We start from the raw sequence: 1,803 nt of genomic DNA on the forward strand, positions 1-1,803 counted from the left end.
TTCGTGCCAACAGTCGATTAAGTTCCAAACAGAATGGCGCACTACACTAGATAGTTGTAATCGTGTTTTTCCAACCACGCAGATTGGCTTGGGAAGTGGCTTGCCGTAGTATTTGTGGAGAGAAAAAAGCCTCAGTTCTTTGCGTCAAACGTAACAAACATCGAACGGAATTCCGCTTTATTAATAACGGTCGTGTACCCAGAATGCTTTCACTGATAGCTCGAAGAGAAATTGAGACAGCTCAAATTCCTCTTAACTTTGTACTAGCCCATTACTTTATTTCACATTTTGTTGCCAATTGCTGTCAATTTCATTCAGACGTATAGTAACCGCTAGCGTAAGATGTGCTACTTAGGATGAGTGATTTTAAACTGTTTATTTCCGTAATCTATCGGTGAGGAGAGCTTTATGCGTATTGGACTGTTATTCTTTACTTTTATTTCCACACTGACTTTAAGTGGCTGTGGTTACAACACACTGCAATCCACGGACGAGCAAATCAAGTCAAGCTGGGCTGAAGTGCTAAACCAATACCAACGTCGCGCCGATTTGGTGCCTAATCTGGTTAGTACCGTCAAAGGCTTTGCCGCACAAGAACAAGCAGTATTACTGGGTGTAACCAATGCGCGAGCCAAGGTCGGCAGCGTCCAGATTACACCGGAGCTCATCAATAACGAACAGGCTTTCGCCAAATTTCAAGCTGCCCAAGGTGAACTGACTTCAGCATTAAGCCGTTTGTTGGTAGTAAGCGAGAATTATCCACAGTTAAAATCTGACGCCAATTTTCGCGATTTGCAAGCTCAGCTTGAGGGCACGGAAAATCGTATTACAGTGGCGCGTAACCGGTACATTAAGGCGGTGCAGGAATACAATACTCTTGTGCGCTCTTTTCCCAGCAACTTAACCGCTATGATGCTCGAACTTAAGCTAAAGCCAACGTTCACAGTCGAGAATGAGAAAGAAATTTCCAAACCACCGGCAGTTGATTTCAGTACACCTGGTCAGCTAGCGCCTGCCAATTGACATGATGCGTGTCTGGGCGTCAGCCCTGCTGTGTGCACTGGTCTGGTTAAGCGGTTTGGCACAGGCCGAAGTGGCGGTGCCACCACTAAGCGCGCACGTAACTGATTTAACCAGTACTCTCGATGCCGCCCAAAAGCAACAACTTGAAACACGCCTCGCCCAATTTGAAGCGAAAAAAGGCGCACAAATTGCTGTGCTGCTGATTCCAACTACCCAACCTGAAACTATCGAACAGTACGGTATTCGGGTTGTTGATGTTTGGAAGCTTGGGCGCAAGGGAATTGATGATGGAGTATTGCTGCTCATTGCAAAGGATGATCGTACATTGCGCATTGAAGTCGGCTACGGTCTGGAAGGTGTGCTGCCCGATGCTGTTGCGAAGCAGATTATTTCCGAGACTATAACGCCGCACTTTAAGCGCGGAAATTTCTATGCTGGTATTTCAACGGGGATCGAACAATTGCTGGCGGTAATTGAAGGTGAATCGTTACCACCCCCACGTGAGCGCAGTGCAATATCTGGTAGCTTTAATAATCTTGAGTCATTGTTATTTATCGCTTTTATGCTGGTGATGGGAGTGGGAGGTGTACTGCGCAAATCTTTAGGACGCTTACCTGCGGCGATTATCATTGGTTTTGTAACGGCTATGCTTTCTTGGCTCATCGTCGCGCCTATTTTATTAGCGGGAATTGTGGGAGTTATCGCCTTTATATTTACTTTGGTTGGCGGTGGGCGCGGCACTTTGGGGGGGGGTGGTTTCGGTCACGGAGGATTTGGCGG

The 1,803-nt window shown here is 46.8% G+C and carries 2 protein-coding genes; both read left to right on the forward strand.

The window, feature by feature from the left end; translation table 11 throughout:
• Nucleotides 1-408 precede the first annotated feature (408 nt).
• On the forward strand, nucleotides 409-1,023 hold the full coding sequence (locus MJ769_RS00270; RefSeq protein WP_239233848.1) for a LemA family protein: 615 nt from the start codon (nucleotides 409-411) through the stop codon (nucleotides 1,021-1,023).
• A 1-nt stretch (nucleotide 1,024) separates the two neighbouring features.
• Nucleotides 1,025-1,803, forward strand: a 779-nt coding sequence (locus MJ769_RS00275; RefSeq protein ID WP_239233849.1) for a TPM domain-containing protein, incomplete at its 3' end; no start/stop codon positions are given.

The sequence above is a fragment of the Candidatus Nitrotoga sp. BS genome, from assembly GCF_927797785.1.
GTDB lineage: Bacteria > Pseudomonadota > Gammaproteobacteria > Burkholderiales > Gallionellaceae > Nitrotoga.